This is a genomic window from Cellulomonas sp. Leaf334, from assembly GCF_001424195.1.
Classification (GTDB): domain Bacteria; phylum Actinomycetota; class Actinomycetes; order Actinomycetales; family Cellulomonadaceae; genus Cellulomonas.
On the sequence record NZ_LMOO01000005.1, the window covers coordinates 341,606 to 356,607 of the forward strand.

Below are 15,002 nucleotides of genomic sequence, written 5' to 3' on the forward strand. Positions count from 1 at the left end.
GGCCACCGTCCCACGCGGTCAGAGCAGCGGCACGTCCTGGCCGAGGACCAGCGGGTCGCCGACGGGCCGAGCGGGTCGCGTCCGGCCCTCGTCGTACGACACGGCGCTGTAGCGGTGCGCGACCACCAGGCTCGGCGCTCCCGCATCCGACGCCTCGACGAACACCGCGGGCGCCTCGTCGGCCGGCAGCTCCCCGAACCAGGCGACCGCCGCACGCGCCGCGCCCGTGCTCCGGACCCATGCGCGGGCCTCCTGCTGCGCCCGGGCGGGGTCGCCCTCGAACCAGCGAGGCTCGTGGCTCTGCGTGGGGCTGCCGTCCACGACGGCGAACGGTGCGGCGGGCCCTCCCGAGGCGATCGCCATGCCGAGTGCCTGGTCGAGCACGCCGAGGGCGATGTCCTGCGCGGCTCGCGACGGCGGGTGGGGGAGGTCGGCCGGGACCCGGTACACCGCGGGGGCCGGTGGCGCCGGAGGGGGTGCGGCGGCCACCGGGTTCCTCGAGAACGCGGACGCGAGCGACGTGTGGGCCGGGCGGGACGGACCCGAGCTCACGGGGCCGGGCGCGGGCGCGACGACGTGCGGGGTCGGGAACGCGCCCCCCGCCGTCGCGAAGTACCCCGCGGGTCCCGCGCTCGCGGCCGCGCGGGCCGGCAGCTGTGCAGGCTCGGGCGCGGTGGGGACCGACGCGGGTGCGACCCGCCGCGAGGGCAGCGGGGTCTCCGCGCGGGACGGCAGCGCTGCGGTCGCGGGCGTGGTGGCCGCACGGGCGGGGAGCGGCGCGACGTCCGCCCGGGGCTCCGGTGCCGTGCGCGTCGGCACGCGGGGGGTCGGCACGTCGTGTGTGGCCGGTGCGGACAGGTGGGCGGCTGCCGCGACGACGTACTCCGCGACCCACGCGGGGGTGCACCCGGTGCGCCAGCGCGTCGCCACATCGGCCAGCGGCAGCGCGGCGTCCTCGCCCGAGAGCGACACGACCGCGGGTGTGGGTGCGGCGCCGGCGGTGCGCAGGGCCCACCGAGAGCCGGGGACGAGCGCCACGACGAGGTCGCCGACCCCGACGCCGAGCGCCATGACCATGGCCTGCGGGACCGGCGCGCCGGGTTCGGCCGCCCAGCGTGTCCGCGTGGCGTGCAGCAACGCGCCGACGGCGTGGACGTCCGTGAGGTCGGCGCCGCTGGCGCGCAGGTGCGCACGGGCACGGTCGAGGTGACCGAGCTCGTCGGCGGTCAGGGGCCGGACCCCGGGCGGTGTGCTGTGGGCACCGGACGCGGGATCGGACAGCGTCGGGTGCAGATCAGTCATGTGGGCGGATCGGCGCGCCACCGGTTCCTCTTGAGCGCGCCGACGACGGTTCCACCGGATGGCGGGTGGCTGACGGCGAGCGGCGGGCCGCGCGGGGTGGCGGTTACCCTTGCTGGCGGATCGAGACCGCCGCACGCACTGGAGAACACCCATCCGTCGACCCTCGCGCAGCATCGTCGCCGTCACCGCCGCCGTCCTCGTGGTCGGTGGCGCGGGTGGTGCGTGGGCGTGGACGGAGCGCGAGGACCGGGTGGCTGCTGAGCAGGCCGCGACGCAGGAACGCGCAGCCGACGCCCTCGACGCGCAGGTGCGCGACGTCGACGCCATCCAGGCGCAGGCCGCCGACGCCGCCGCGGCGCACGTCGCCACCGTCCGTTCCGACGCCCGTGCGGTGCTCGCCGCCGCTGCCGAGGACGCGCGGGCGACGCTCGCGACGACCGAGGGCAAGGTCGCCGACGACGCGGTCCGGCAGACGCTGGCCACCCTCGTGGCCGAGGCCGACGCGAGGGTCGCCGCCACGGACCCGGCCGCTGCGACCGGGACGACCGGTCCGCACAGCGCCACGGCACTGCGCGCGGGGGCCGCCGCCCTCGCCGCCGCCGACGCCGCGGCGACTGCCGCGCACGAGACCTGGCTGCAGGCCGAGGCGGCTGCCGCTGCCGCTGCGGTGCGACCCGCCGCGAAACCCACGGCCCGACCAGCGACCGGCGCCGCGGCCCCGTCGTGCGGCACCACCTACACGGGCCCGCCGTTCTACACCTCGCCCGCCACGGCCGGCGGCGACGGCTCGAACGGCAAGCTGCCCCCCGAGTCGCTCAGCGCGATCTCGTGGGACGTCGACCCCCGCGGGACGCCGTACTACCTGACCACCGCGGCGGCCGGGGCGCTGGAGCGCCTGAACGCCGCGTTCCGTGCGCAGTTCGGGCACAACCTCGACCTGGACCTCACGTATCGCGACTACGACACCCAGGTGGCGATGCGGGCGGCGCTCGGGTCGGTCGCGGCCAAGCCGGGCACGTCGTCGCACGGCACCGGCCTGGCCCTGGACGTGCCCGAGCTCCCGTGCGAGTACGGCTGGGACACCCCGCAGCGCGACTGGCTGGTGGCGAACGGTCCCGCGTACGGGTGGGTGTCGCCGTCGTGGGCGGGCCGGAACGGCTCGAACCCGGAGTACTGGCACTTCGAGTACCGGGGCTGACGGCTCAGGTCGGGGGCCGGACCGCCTCGGCGTTCGACGGCACGGTCAGCAGCGAGACGATCGCGCCACCTGCCAGCAGTCCGGCGCAGACGAGCATCGCGAGGCGGTTGGCGGGTTCCAGGGAGCCGGGGTCGGTGAGGGTCGACCCGACGCCCGCGACCAGCGGCAGCACCGCGATGGCCAGCAGGCTGGCCACGCGTGCGACGGCGTTGTTGACGCCGCTGGCCACCCCGGCGAGGTGGTCGGGGGCCGCGGCGAGCGCGGTCGTCGTGAGTGGCGCGACGGTCGCGGACAGGCCGAGACCGAACACGACGACCCCGGGCAGGACGTGCGTCAGGTAGGGGGAGTCGGGACCGATGCCCGCGAGCATCACGGCACCGACGGCGCACACGAGCGGACCGACGGTCATCGGGATCTTCGGGCCCATGATCGTGCTCAGCGCTCCCGCCCGGGGGGACAGCAGCAGCATGAGCACGGTGACCGGGAGCGGGGCCAGGCCGGCGGCGAGCGGCGAGTAGCCGGCGACCACCTGCAGGGTCACGACGAGGAAGAAGAACAGCCCCGAGATCGCCGCGTAGATGAGCAGCGTCGCGGCGTTGGTGCCCGCGAACGGCCGCCACCGGAACAGCTTCGGCGGCAGCAGGGGAGCGGTTGCCCGGGACTCGACGACGACGAACGCGATCATCGCGAGGACGCCGAACGCGAGCGTGCCCAGCACGAGGGCGTCCGGGGTGCCGCTCTCGGTCCAGACCGTGAACCCGTACGTCAGTCCGGCCAGGCCGAGCGCCCCGAGGACCGTCCCGGCGACGTCGAGCTTCTTGGCGGCCGTCGCGTCCGCGCTCTCCGGCACGTGCCGCAGCGTGACCCACACGACGACGACGGCGAGCGGCAGGTTGATGCCGAAGATCCAGCGCCAGGTGGTGACCTCGACTATCCAGCCGCCCAGGAACGGTGCCACTGCTCCGGCGATGCCGCCGAGACCGGACCACGCGCCGATCGCCCGCCCGCGGTCGGTCCCGCTGAACGTGGCCTGGATGATCGCGAGCGACCCCGGCGTCAGCAGGGCCCCGCCGACGCCCTGGAACGCGCGCGCGGCGTTGAGCACCCCGATCGTCGGCGCGACCGCGCACAGCAGCGACGCCACGGCGAACCAGACCACGCCGACCAGGAACACCCGCCGCCGCCCGAAACGGTCCCCGAGCGAGCCACCCAGCAGCAGGAACGCGGCGAGCGTCAGGGCGTAGGCGTTCACGGTCCACTGCAGGTCCGCGGTGCTGGCGTCGAGGTCCTCGGCGATCGTCGGGAGCGCGATCGTCACGACCGTCGCGTCGATGAACGCGATGGCGGACCCGAGCACGGTGGCGAACAGGATCCACCGCCCCCGGGCGGAGGCGTAGACGATGGCGCCCGCGGGCTCAGCGGGGGCGGTCACGGTCCTTGCTCGGCTGCACGCGCTTGGGTTCTCCGGGCATCTTCGGGTACTCCGGCGGGTACGGCAGGTCGCCCAGCCCGTCCTCGTGCTCCTGCCGCTCTGCCAGCTCCAGCAGCGACTCGATCGAGCCGCGCGGTGCGGCGTGCCCGACGAGCGCGGCGAACAGGTCGCCCACCTCGGCGAACCGGGCCGGCATCGTCGTGACGTCGAAGTCGTTCGGGTGGACGTCCGCCACCTCGTCCCACCGCAGCGGTGCGGAGACCGTCGCCCGCGGGTTGGTGCGGATCGAGTACGCGGAGGCGATGGTGCGGTCGCGGGCCATCTGGTTGTAGTCGATGAAGATCTTCTGGCCGCGCTCCTCCTTCCACCACTTCATGGTGACCTCGTCGGGCATCCGCCGTTCCAGCTCCCGGCCGAACGCGATGGTGGCGCGGCGGGCGTCGACGAACGACCAGCGCGGCTCGATGGGCACGAAGACGTGGATGCCGCGACCGCCCGACGTCTTCGGGGTGCCCTCCAGGCCGTGCTCCGCGAGCAGCTCCCGGACGTGCGGCGCCACGCGGGCGGCGTCGTCGAAGTCCGTTCCGGGCTGCGGGTCCAGGTCGATGCGCAGCTGGTCCGGGGAGTCCACGTCGTCCCCGAGCACGGGCCACGGGTGGAACGTCAGCGTGCCCAGGTTGGCGGCCCACGCCACGACGGCCAGCTCGCTGGGCGCCACCTCGTCGGCCGTCCGGCCGCTGGGGAACGCGATCCGCGCGGTCCTCACGTACCCCGGAGCACCCTGCGGCACACGCTTCTGGTAGAACGCGTCACCCGTCGAGTCCATCCGGGTGGCCAGCTTGGCGCCCTCGAACACGCCCTTCGGCCAACGTTCCAGCGTCGTCGGCCGGTCCAGCAGGGCACCGAGGATGCCGTCGCCGACGGACACGAAGTACTGCACGACGTCGAGCTTGGTCAGCCCGCGCTCCGGGAAGTAGACCTTGTCGGGGCTGCTGACCCGAACGGTCCGGCCGGCTACCTCGAGCTCGACCGCGGGGGTCTTCGACGGCGACATGCCCTTCAACCTAGGGGTTGCCACCGACACGTGCCCGGCTCAACCGGCACCGATCAGCCCCCGCTGGTGCGCCACCGACACAGCCTCCGCGCGGCCCGAGACGCCGAGCTTGGCCAGCAGGTTCGAGATGTGCACGGACACCGTCTTGGCGGAGATGAAGAGCTTCTCCCCGATCTGCCGGTTGGACAGCCCCTGCGCGACGAGGGCGAGCACCTCGGCCTCGCGGGCGGTCAGCACATCGAGGCCGCCGATCCGGACACCGGGCAGGTCCAGCCGTCCGCGCCGTGCGAGCCCGCGGACGGCGGTGGCCAGCGGCACGGCGCCCATCGCGTCCGCGTCCGTCAGCGCGAGCCCGGCCTCGTCGCGGGCGGCGTCGCGGTCGCCGACCTCCAGCAGCGCCTCCGCGAGCCGGAACCGGCTGCGTGCCACCTCGTAGCGGTACCCGAAGTCGAACTCGGCGACGGTCGCCCGCCACAGGTCCACGTCGTTGATGCCCGTGAGCCGCGAGTGCTCGGCGTGCGCGCGCGCCAGCCACGCCCGCCCCTCCGGCCCCAGCCGTCCGCCGCGCGGCCGCCCGCGTTCCGCCGTCGTCCGCGCCCGCTCCAGGAGCCGGTCGCCCAGCGCCACCCGTTCCGAGACGTCCTTGCCCAGCAGCCGCTCCTGCGCCGCCGCATCCGCCAGGGCGCTCAAGGCCAGCGCGACCAGCCAGATGCCGCCCAGGAAGTAGTCAGACCAGGCGCGCCACAGGTGCTCCAGCAGCCGCAGCGCGAGCGCGATGGCCTCCTCCAGCTCGCCGCGCCACGTGTGCGCGTCGACGGTGCAGCCGCCGGCGACCAGCGCGATGAGCCCGTCACGTGACCAGCTGGGCTCCAGCGCATGACCACGCTCGGCCGCGTCGGTGTCCCCTCGGGCCGCGGCCGCGTACAGGTTGAACGCGATCAGCGTGTCGGCCAGCTCGTCGGGCACCGCGCCGATCGTGGCCGGGGTCAGGTCGCCCGACACGTACCGGATGAGCTGGGTGAACATGTGGAGCTCGACCCCGTAGACGCTCCACGTCATGCCGAGCGACCTGGCCCGCTCGACCCCGTCGGCGGTGACCTGCGTGGCCCCCTCCAGGTCACCCGCGTAGTACCGGTTGCTCGCCAGGTTGTACATGGTGCGCAGCTCGGTGGCGTAGTCGCAGGCCTCCCGGGCGCGCGCCAGCGCTGTGCGCAGCAGCTCGGCGGCGCGCTGCTCGTCGTCCACCACGAGCACCGCGAGCGTGGTCAGCGCGTCGGACTCGGCGTCGGCCGCACCGATGGCGCGGGCCAGCTCGACGGCCTGGGTCGCGCTCGCCACGGCCTCGTCGTCGAGGTCTGCGTTCAGGGCGCCGCGCGCGTACGTGGCGAGCGCCCACGCGCGGTCCGGTGTCGGCGTGTCCGGGAGGTCGGCGAGCGCCCGCGACGACTGCTCCAGCGCGTCGTGCACGCTCTCGACGCCCAGCAGGTACCGCGCGAGGCTCGTCCGCAGGCTCGCCTGCCGCGGGACGTCGGACGCGGTCTCCTCGACGGTGGCGCGGGCGAGCTGGACGGCCCGGTCGACCTGCCCGGCGCTGCTCGCGGCGGCCGCGGCGGAGACGAGCACGTCGACGTGGTCGATCGCCAACGTCGTCGTGACCTCGGGGACCGCCTCCCACAGCCGCAGGACGACCTCCAGGTGCCGCAGCTCCTCCGCGGGCGCGAGGACCTCGTGCGCCTGGTCGGCCGCGTCCAGCGACGCCCGCAGCGCCGTCGGCAGGTCCGGCGCGCGCAACGCGTGCGAGGCCAGCTGCGACGACGGCCCGAGCGTCGGGTCGTCGCGGAGCACGCGCAGGTAGGCGCGGTGCAGCGAGGACTGCTCCCCGGGCAGCAGGTCCGTGTACACGGCCTCGGCCAGCAGGGCGTGCCGGAACGCGATGAGCTCGTCCTCGCCCACCAGCACGTGGTGCGCGACCGCCTCCCGCAGCGCCGAGTCGACCGCGCCCGGGACGGTCAGCTGCGGGTCCCCGTCGGCCACGACCGCCGCGCGCAGGAGCGGTTCCGACACCCTGCGGCCCGCCGCCGACGCGATGCGCGCCAGGCGCTGGACCGACGGGTCGAGCAGCTCGAGGCGGGCGCGCAGGACGTCCGCGAGGTTCCACGGCAGCTCGTCCGCCTCGGCGCCGGCCTCCAGGAGCTCCTCCGCGAAGTACGCGTTGCCCTCGGACCGGTCGATGACCCGGCGCAGCGTGGACTCCGTCAGCGGGGTGCCGCTCAGCGCCGTCGTGAACTCGCGGAGCTCGTCGTCGGTGAACGGCGACAGGTCCAGGCGCTCGACCCGCGGGTGCCGGCCGAGCTCGGTCGCGACCGGCCGCCACGGGTGCCGGCGGTGCAGGTCGTCCGTGCGGTAGCTGGCGACCACGAGCAGGTGCTGGTCGCGCAGCCGCGACACCAGGAAGCGCAGCACGTCGCGGCTGGAGGCGTCGGCCCAGTGCAGGTCCTCCAGCACCAGCAGGAGCGGGTGCCCCGGGCGGCCGACCGCGCCGAGCACCTCGACCAGCCCGTCGAACAGCTGGAGCCGGTTCGACTGGTCGTCCGGGGCGGCCCCGCCGGACGGGCCGGGCAGCAGTCGCGCGAGCGCGGGTCGGTTGGCGACGACCGCACCGACCGCCTCGGGGTCGAGCGCGTAGAGCTGGGACAGCGTCTCGGCGAACGGCAGGTACGGCAGGCCGATCTCCCCGAGGTCGACGCAGTGCGCGACCACCACCCGCGCACCGGCCGCGTCCGCCAGCTCCGCCACGTGCCGCAGGAGGCGGGTCTTGCCGACCCCCGCGTCGGCGCCGATCAGCACGGCCGCAGGCTCGCCGACGCCCGCGCGCTGCAGTGCCAGCGTGAGCTGGTCGACCTGCTGCGCGCGGGCGACGAAGGGTGTGCTCATCGAGCCGCGTGCCATGACTCCGATCCTCGCAGCACCCACCCACGCGGCGCACTCACCTTCGGGCGAGCGGGCTGCTCCGGGGCTGCCGCCGCGGCCGCGACGTGGGCCGAGCCCGGCTCGTGCGTGGTCGCCGCGACGAGGTCGTCGTGCTCCCCGCCGCGCTGGTCGTGCGTGTCCCCGTACGGGGTGTGGCGCAGCGCCGTGAACAGGCGCTCGTGACGGTAGGCGAGCTCGGCGTCGAGGCCAGGTCCCCAGAAGTCAGCCATGGTGTCCTCCTCAGGTACGCCGGACGATCTGCCCGGCTCTCGTTGACAGGGACGACTCTCGTCGTGAGGGGTCGCCTGCCGGATCGGTCGGTCGACGGGTCCTGGGCAGGGAGTTCCGCGCAGGAGCACCTGAGGGTGGTCGCCCGACGTCTGAGGTGACGTCGAGATCGTCTGAGGTACCTCAGAAGGTGCACGATGGGTGCATGGGACTGGTGCAGGTCGCCCAGCGCGCACAGGACCTCGACCGCGCCGCCGCGTTCTACACCGACCTGCTCGGCCATCCCCCGACCGGGCGGTTCGACCCGCCCGGCCTGCTGTTCTTCGACCTCGACGGCGTCCGGCTGCTGCTCGACGTGAACGCGCCCACCGCGCTGCTCTACCTGCGCGTCGACGACGTCACCGCGACGGTCGAGCGGCTGCGCGGCCAGGGCGTCGTCGTGGAGTCCGAGCCGCACGTGATCTTCCGCCACGAGGACGACACGCTCGGCCCCGCCGGCACCGACGAGCAGCACGCGTTCGTCCGCGACTCCGAGGGCAACCTGGTCGGTCTCGTGCAGCTCGGCTGACGCTGCGGACGTCTGTTCACCCGGACGCGTCCGTGGTCACCTCGGGCAGGAACGGACCAGGTCGGGCAGGCTGGGCGCGTGGGCGAGGTGAGGGATCTCCGGAGTGCGAAGAGTGCGCGTCGTCGTGACGCGCACATCATCGACGACGAGCTCGTCGTCGCCGCCGAGCGGTCCGCCCCCCGGGCCGCGCGGCACTGGGTGATGCAGACCATCGCCGGTGCCGGGGTCGGCGGGGCGTCGAACCAGGTGGTCGAGCTGCTCACGGGCGAGCTGGTGTCCAACGCGGTCGTGCACGGTCCCGACGCGGGGGCGGTGCGCGTCCAGGTGCGGATCGACGGTGACGTGGTCCGGGTCGGGGTCCGCGACACCGGTGGCGGCACCCCGACGGTCGGCCACCCCGAGCCGACGGCCCCGAGCGGTCGCGGTCTGGCCCTCGTCGAGGCGCTCTCGTCGGCCTGGGGCACGCAGACCCACCCCGACGGGAAGACGGTCTGGTTCGAGGTCCGCACCGACGAGTGAGTGCTCGGTGCGTCGACACGCCCGGGTTGTCCGGAGGTGCCGCATCTCACGCAGGGGCCCGTCGTGCCCTGCTCAGAGGACCTCCCGGAACCATTCGTACAGCGCTGGCCTGCGGTTCCACGATGCACGCAGGGCCCGCGCGGCGTAGTTTCGGGGGCGGACGACCGGGAGCGAGGGGCAACCACGACATGAGTGACGGCACCGACGGGAAGAACGCGTCGACGACGACGACCCGACTGCCCGACATCCGCGCCGAGGTGCGCGAGGACGGCACCGGCGAGATCTCGATCGACGGCGTCGTCGAGCGGGTGCGGATGGCGAACCTCGCCGAGGCGGGGGCGGCGATCACCACGCGGATCGCGGAGCTGGCGGGGACCGTCGGGCAGCCCGTGCCGGTCCAGGTGCGTGACCCCGACGGGGTCTGGTCGCTCCTGATCCACGCCGACGGCCTGGTGGACGAGGCGCCCGGCGACGTGGACGACCAGAACGTCGTCGCCCAGGCGGAGCCGGAGGTCGCGACGCCGGATCCGGACCCCGCGCCCGCCGCGGCCGACACGAACCGGCCGACGCCGACGCTGCCTGCCACTGCCTCGCTGACGGCCCCGGCCGCGGGGGATGCGTCGCCGTCCACCGAGACGCCCGGACCGGTGACCCCGCCGACGATGGCCATCCCGCCGGTGCCGACGCCGGCGTCGTCGGGCCCGGCGAGCGGGTCGACACCGACCGCGACCCGCGGACCCGCGGCGACGCGTGCGACGACCGCGCGAGCGCAGGAGACCGCGCCCGAGCCCGCGACCGCTGCCCCGACGCAGCTCGCGACGCCGCCCCCGGGCCCGTCGCAGCCGCTCCCGACGCTCGACGACCTCCTCGCCGCACGCCACCCGGCCGCCGCAGGAGGGCCCGCCGAGCACGGCTGGCAGGCCGGCATCCGACGGCTCACGTTCGGTGCGGTCTCCCCGGGTCCGGGGCGCGACGAGCGACGCCGACGCATCGCCGCGGCCTCCGTGCGACGCACCCTCGACGGCCCCAAGACGGTCGTGATCATCAACCCCAAGGGCGGCGCCCACAAGACGACCGCGACCATGCTGCTGGCCGCGACGTTCGGCCTCCAGCGCGGCGGGTACACGCTCGCCTGGGACAACAACGAGACGCGCGGCACCCTCGGGTGGCGCTCCTCGCACGCCGACCACACCCGCACCGCCGTCGACCTCCTGAACGCCCTGCCGGCGCTCGGGCCCGCGGGCACCGTCCGCATCGGGGACCTCGACGGGTTCGTGCGGACGCAGCCCAGCGAGCAGTTCGACGTCCTCGCGTCCGACGAGAACTCCGCGTCGGCGTCGTCCGTCGACGCGGACTCCTTCACGTCGCTGCACCAGGTGCTCTCCCGGTTCTACCGGGTGCTCGTCATCGACACCGGCAACAACATGCGCGCCTCGAACTGGCAGGCCGCCGTCGCCGCCGCCGACCAGATCGTCGTCGTCTCCACGGTCCGCGAGGACACCGCGCAGTCCGCCGCCTGGGCGCTCGACGCGCTGCGCGCCACCGGGCACGACGAGGCCGTCCGACGCGCGGTCACCGTCCTGTCCGCGCCCGAGCCGAAGGTCGACAAGGACCTGCAGAAGCGGCTCCGCTCCCACTTCGGCGCCCTCACCCGGGCCGTCCTCGACGTGCCGCACGACAAGGCGCTCGTCTCGGGCGGACCCATCGACTACGACTCGCTCAGCACGACGACGCGCGACGCCTGGCTCCGGGTCACCGCCGTGGTCGCGGACGGCCTCTGACCGCTCGTTCCCCAGCGGTCGTCGAGCGAGCACCTGCCGTCAACGGGGGTTCGTCGTGCGAGCCTGACGTCGGGGCAAAGACATCTCGTGCTCGTGCTCGTGCAAGATCGGCTCCGCTCGTGACAGAGAGCAGGTGAGAGCCTTCGTCGACCACGAGCAGGGGAGCACTGTGCCGCGGACACCGAGCACGCACGACAGCGGGACGGTCCCCGCGACCGACGGCACGTCGCCGGTCGCTCCCGGCCCGCTCTCCGGCACAGTGGACGACATGGCCGACGACGCGGACGGCAGCACCCCCGGCAGCCCCCCCGGCAGCACCGGCGGCGAGACGCCCGGCACCGTGCGCGCCGCCGCGGACGGCAGCCCGGACGGCGGGGACGCCGGCACGCTCCACGATGCCGCGTGGTTCGAGGCGCTCGTCCGGACGCACGCCACCGCCGTGCACAGGTTCGTGGTCCGGCGTGCCGGTCGTGACGAGGCCGAGGACCTCGCGGCCGACGTGCTCACGGTCGCGTGGCGCCGTCGCGCGGACGTGCCGGACGGCGCCGAGCTGCCCTGGCTGTACCGCACCGCGGGCTTCGTCGTGGCGAACCACCGTCGGAAGGGACGTCCGGTCCCGGTCGGGGACGTGCCGGACGAGGTCGACTCCGACGACCCCGCCGTCCGCGCGATCCAGGAGGAGCGCGTGCGTGAGGTGCTCGGCGCCCTGAGCCCGCGCGACCGCGAGATCCTGCTGCTGAACGCGTGGGAGGGCCTGTCGGGCGACGGGCTCGCCCAGGTGCTCGGCATCGGCCGCGGCGGCGCCGACGCCGCTCTGAGCCGCGCCCGCGCCCGCCTCCGCGAGGCGTGGACGACAGCGGAGTCCTGACCCACCGGGTCCGGCTCGCGCACCATCCGCCGAACTCGTCAGCTGCAGCCGAGCTCGTCGGTTGCGACAGACGAGTTCGGCCTGGACCGACGAGTTCGGGGGTGCAAGGGGTGGGGCGGTCGGGACACAAGAGGGGTAGAGGGCTACCCGAACCAGGAGGCAGAGCCGTGGACGACCGCACCGAGCACGAGAACGCAGCCGGCAGCACGCCGGACCCCACCCCGACCGCGGGCACCGCACCTGAGATCGCCGCGCCGGAGAGTGCCGCGCCGGAGAGTGCCGTGCCGGAGAGTGCCGTGCCGGAGAGTGCCGAGCCGGAGAGTGCCGAGCCGGAGAGTGCCGCGCAGGAGAGCGCCGCGCCGGAGAGCGCCGCGCAGGAGAGCGTCGCACCCGAGAGTGCCGCGCCGGACAGCGGCGACGACGTCGCGTTCGCGCGGCTGCAGGCGGCGGACCCGGCCGCGGGCGCCGACCCGAACCTGCCCGCGCTGTACGCGGCGGTGTCGGACCGGACGGGGGTGGCCGTCACGGCGCCGGGCGACGAGCTCGCGGCCCGTCGTGCCCGCCGCGCACCGCGCTGGCTGCAGGTCGCGGCCGTCGTCGCGGGTGTGGCCGTCATCGGTGGCGGCAGCTACGCGTACGGGCTGAGCAACGCGCCGGAGACCGTGACGGCTGCGCCGCCGATCACGCTGGACGGCGGCGGTGCGGCGCGTGACGCGGTCGCGCCCGAGGCGGCGTCGATGGCGGGCGGCGGCGGCGGGATCGCCATGAACGACTCGGCGAAGCTGATGTACCCGTGGTGGGGCGGCCGGACCGTGTTCACGGCGAGCGGCCTGTCGACCGACGGCGGCTCGGGCGCGGCGTGGGGGTTCGACGCGGCGGGCGCGTTCTCGGAGGCGACGGTCGCGACGGCCGCTGCGGCGCTCGGGGTGTCCGGGCAGCCGCGGCTCGAGTACGGCTCGTGGTCGGTCGGCCCGAACGACGGCACGGGTGCGTCGGTGTCGCTGTCGCCGGACGGCCTCGCGAGCCTGTCGTACTACGACCCGACGCGGGACCCGTGGAACTGCGTGCGGTCGGCGCCGGACGGCATCAGCGAGCCCGCGCAGGACGGTGCCGAGGGCGGTGTCGCGGTCCCGGAGCCGGCGATCGTCGACCCCCCGGCGGACTGCGCGACCTCGGAGGACGCCCCGACGGGTGACGCCGCGATCGCGCAGGCGAAGGACGTGCTGTCCTCTGTCGGCGTCGACCCCGCGGGCTACCAGTTCACGGCCTCGACGGACCCGGGGAGCGTGCAGGTCACCAACGTGAGCGCCAGCCAGGTCCTCGACGGCCAGCAGACCGGGGTCACGGCCAACGTCACGCTCGTCGCCGACGGGGTGCAGTCGCTGTACGTGCCGCTGGCATCCCTGGTCGACCTGGGCAGCTACGACGTCGTCAGCGCGACCGAGGCCGTGGCACGGCTGGGCGACCCGCGGTTCGGTGCGACGGGCGGCGGTGGCGTGATGCCGCTGGCGGCCGAGGGCATGCGCGCCGACGACTCGGTCTCGTCGGTGCCGGTCGAGCCGACCGTCCCCGCGACGCCGACCGCCGGCAGCCCCCTGGCGTGGCCGGTGCAGGACGTCACGCTGGTCTCGGCCCGGCTGGGCGTGGCGCTGACCACGCTGCCGACGGGTGCGTCGGTGCTGGTGCCGACGTACGAGCTCGCCGACGCGGACGGGGTCACGTGGAGCGTGATCGCCGTGGTCGACGAGCAGCTGGACTTCTCCGCGGTGGGCTGACGCCTCCCGGAGACCAGGACGAAGGCCGGCCGACGTCGGAGGGGACGTCGACCGGCCTTCGTCGTGCCCGGAGTCGCACGGCGTCGACGTAGCCGGATGCCCCAGGTGCGCAGCACGTGAGAACGCCATGAGTCGCGTTCTGGGCCCACTCGCCGCGACTCATGGCGTTCTCGACCCCGGCGGGGAGGCGGGGTCGGGCTCGACCACGTCGGTGGTCGGGGTGACGTGTCGTCGGTGGTTGCTGATTGACTTCCGGCCATGGCTGAGCGCACCGAGAAGTTGTTGCTGCTGGATACCGCGTCCCTGTACTTCCGGGCGTACTTCGGGGTGCCCGAGTCGGTGAAGGCGCCCGACGGGACGCCCGTGAACGCGGTCCGGGGGCTGCTGGACATGATCGCGACGCTGGTGACCGCGCACCGGCCGACGCGGTTGGTCATGTGCTGGGACGACGACTGGCGCCCGCAGTTCCGGGTCGACGCGATCCCGTCGTACAAGGCGCACCGCGTGGCCGTCGAGGTGCCCGGCACGACCGGCGCGGAGGAGGTCCCGGACACGCTCGCGCCGCAGGTGCCGATCATCGTGGAGGTCCTGGAGGCGCTCGGGATCACGCGCGTCGGGGTGCCGGGCTACGAGGCCGACGACGTCATCGGCACGCTGGTCGCACGCGAGGTGGCGAAGCAGGACCCTGCGGTGGTCGAGGTCATCACGGGGGACCGGGACCTGTTCCAGCTGGTCGACGACGCCGTCCCGGTGCGCGTGCTCTACACGATCCGCGGCATCCGGGACCTGATGACGGTCGACCAGGCGGTGCTGAAGGAGAAGTACGGGGTGCCGACGGGGCCGGCGTACGCGGACATGGCGGTGCTGCGCGGCGACCCGAGCGACGGCCTGCCGGGCGTGCCGGGGATCGGGGAGAAGACGGCCGCGCAGCTGATCCACCGGTACGGGTCGCTCACCGGGATCCTGGCCGCGCGCGATGCGGGGGACCCCGGGCTGACGGCGACGCAGAAGAGGCGTCTGGTGGAGTCGTCGGACTACCTGACGGTCGCTCCGGCGGTCGTCCGGGTGGCTCCCGACGCGCCGGTGGGGGACATCGACGACCGGCTGCCGCGCGTCGTCGCGGACGCGGACGGGCTGGTCGCGCTGGCGGAGAGGTGGGGTCTGTCGTCGAGCGTGAAGCGCGTGGTGGACGCGCTCGCCCTGGGGTGACGCTGTCACCCGCGTGGGTGAACTGGGCCGAACAGGTGGAAGTCGGGCGTATCAGACAGGGGTGTCTGTCCTCCTGCCCTGACGTGGTTACCGACCAG

Annotated in this window: 11 protein-coding genes and 1 pseudogene; 6 read left to right on the forward strand and 6 right to left on the reverse strand. The window is 74.7% G+C overall.

The window, feature by feature from the left end; translation table 11 throughout:
- Positions 1 to 18: 18 nt before the first annotated feature.
- Positions 19 to 1,302 (reverse strand): hypothetical protein, encoded by a 1,284-nt coding sequence (locus ASF78_RS12050; protein ID WP_056589403.1) that lies wholly within the window; start codon positions 1,300 to 1,302, stop codon positions 19 to 21.
- A 109-nt stretch (positions 1,303 to 1,411) separates the two neighbouring features.
- Between ASF78_RS12050 and ASF78_RS12055 the strand changes: the two genes are divergently transcribed.
- Positions 1,412 to 2,500, forward strand: coding sequence for a D-alanyl-D-alanine carboxypeptidase family protein (locus ASF78_RS12055; RefSeq protein ID WP_082495010.1), 1,089 nt, complete (start codon positions 1,412 to 1,414; stop codon positions 2,498 to 2,500).
- A gap of 4 nt (positions 2,501 to 2,504) precedes the next feature.
- On the opposite strand, the gene ASF78_RS12060 is transcribed toward ASF78_RS12055, so the two are convergent.
- From ASF78_RS12060 to ASF78_RS12075, 4 genes are read right to left on the reverse strand one after another with little or no spacing between them, the layout of a single operon-like run.
- Positions 2,505 to 3,932, reverse strand: a complete 1,428-nt coding sequence (locus ASF78_RS12060) for an MFS transporter (protein WP_056589407.1) — start codon at positions 3,930 to 3,932, stop codon at positions 2,505 to 2,507.
- Positions 3,916 to 4,986 carry a DNA polymerase domain-containing protein gene (locus ASF78_RS12065; RefSeq protein ID WP_056589411.1) on the reverse strand — a complete coding sequence of 357 codons (1,071 nt, stop codon included), beginning with the start codon at positions 4,984 to 4,986 and terminating at the stop codon, positions 3,916 to 3,918. The genes ASF78_RS12060 and ASF78_RS12065 overlap by 17 nt, the downstream gene beginning before the upstream one ends.
- A 39-nt stretch (positions 4,987 to 5,025) precedes the next feature.
- Positions 5,026 to 7,935 (reverse strand): LuxR family transcriptional regulator, encoded by a 2,910-nt coding sequence (locus ASF78_RS23300; RefSeq protein WP_304437709.1) that lies wholly within the window; start codon positions 7,933 to 7,935, stop codon positions 5,026 to 5,028.
- The gene (locus ASF78_RS12075) at positions 7,917 to 8,186 is read right to left on the reverse strand and encodes a hypothetical protein (RefSeq protein ID WP_056589414.1); all 270 of its coding nucleotides are present in this window, start codon (positions 8,184 to 8,186) and stop codon (positions 7,917 to 7,919) included. The genes ASF78_RS23300 and ASF78_RS12075 overlap by 19 nt, the downstream gene beginning before the upstream one ends.
- 203 nt (positions 8,187 to 8,389) lie before the next feature.
- On the opposite strand from ASF78_RS12075, the gene ASF78_RS12080 reads away from it, so the two are divergent.
- The 4 genes from ASF78_RS12080 (at position 8,390) to ASF78_RS12095 (ending at position 11,920) form a co-directional block, all read left to right on the forward strand.
- Positions 8,390 to 8,752, forward strand: a complete 363-nt coding sequence (locus ASF78_RS12080) for a VOC family protein (RefSeq protein ID WP_056589417.1) — start codon at positions 8,390 to 8,392, stop codon at positions 8,750 to 8,752.
- A gap of 78 nt (positions 8,753 to 8,830) precedes the next feature.
- Positions 8,831 to 9,271, forward strand: coding sequence for an ATP-binding protein (locus ASF78_RS12085; protein ID WP_056589420.1), 441 nt, complete (start codon positions 8,831 to 8,833; stop codon positions 9,269 to 9,271).
- Between the two features lie 188 nt (positions 9,272 to 9,459).
- Positions 9,460 to 11,052 carry a chromosome partitioning protein gene (locus ASF78_RS12090; RefSeq protein WP_056589423.1) on the forward strand — a complete coding sequence of 531 codons (1,593 nt, stop codon included), beginning with the start codon at positions 9,460 to 9,462 and terminating at the stop codon, positions 11,050 to 11,052.
- 133 nt (positions 11,053 to 11,185) lie between these two features.
- Positions 11,186 to 11,920: an RNA polymerase sigma factor gene (locus ASF78_RS12095; RefSeq protein ID WP_369816325.1), complete on the forward strand. Its 735-nt coding sequence runs from the start codon at positions 11,186 to 11,188 to the stop codon at positions 11,918 to 11,920.
- A 283-nt stretch (positions 11,921 to 12,203) separates the two neighbouring features.
- On the opposite strand, the pseudogene ASF78_RS23410 reads toward ASF78_RS12095, so the two are convergent.
- A pseudogene (locus ASF78_RS23410) lies at positions 12,204 to 12,536 on the reverse strand (pentapeptide repeat-containing protein); the annotation flags it as partial.
- 1,417 nt (positions 12,537 to 13,953) lie between these two features.
- On the opposite strand from ASF78_RS23410, the gene ASF78_RS12105 reads away from it, so the two are divergent.
- Positions 13,954 to 14,904: a 5'-3' exonuclease gene (locus ASF78_RS12105; protein WP_056589431.1), complete on the forward strand. Its 951-nt coding sequence runs from the start codon at positions 13,954 to 13,956 to the stop codon at positions 14,902 to 14,904.
- Positions 14,905 to 15,002 lie beyond the last annotated feature (98 nt).

Coding starts and splice junctions, on each gene's coding strand:
- ASF78_RS12090 (WP_056589423.1), top strand. CDS start 9,460: ATGAGTGACGGCACCGACGGGAAGAACGCGTCGACGACGACGACCCGA.
- ASF78_RS12050 (WP_056589403.1), bottom strand. CDS start 1,302: ATGACTGATCTGCACCCGACGCTGTCCGATCCCGCGTCCGGTGCCCAC.
- ASF78_RS23300 (WP_304437709.1), bottom strand. CDS start 7,935: ATGGCACGCGGCTCGATGAGCACACCCTTCGTCGCCCGCGCGCAGCAG.
- ASF78_RS12065 (WP_056589411.1), bottom strand. CDS start 4,986: ATGTCGCCGTCGAAGACCCCCGCGGTCGAGCTCGAGGTAGCCGGCCGG.
- ASF78_RS12080 (WP_056589417.1), top strand. CDS start 8,390: ATGGGACTGGTGCAGGTCGCCCAGCGCGCACAGGACCTCGACCGCGCC.
- ASF78_RS12075 (WP_056589414.1), bottom strand. CDS start 8,186: ATGGCTGACTTCTGGGGACCTGGCCTCGACGCCGAGCTCGCCTACCGT.
- ASF78_RS12105 (WP_056589431.1), top strand. CDS start 13,954: ATGGCTGAGCGCACCGAGAAGTTGTTGCTGCTGGATACCGCGTCCCTG.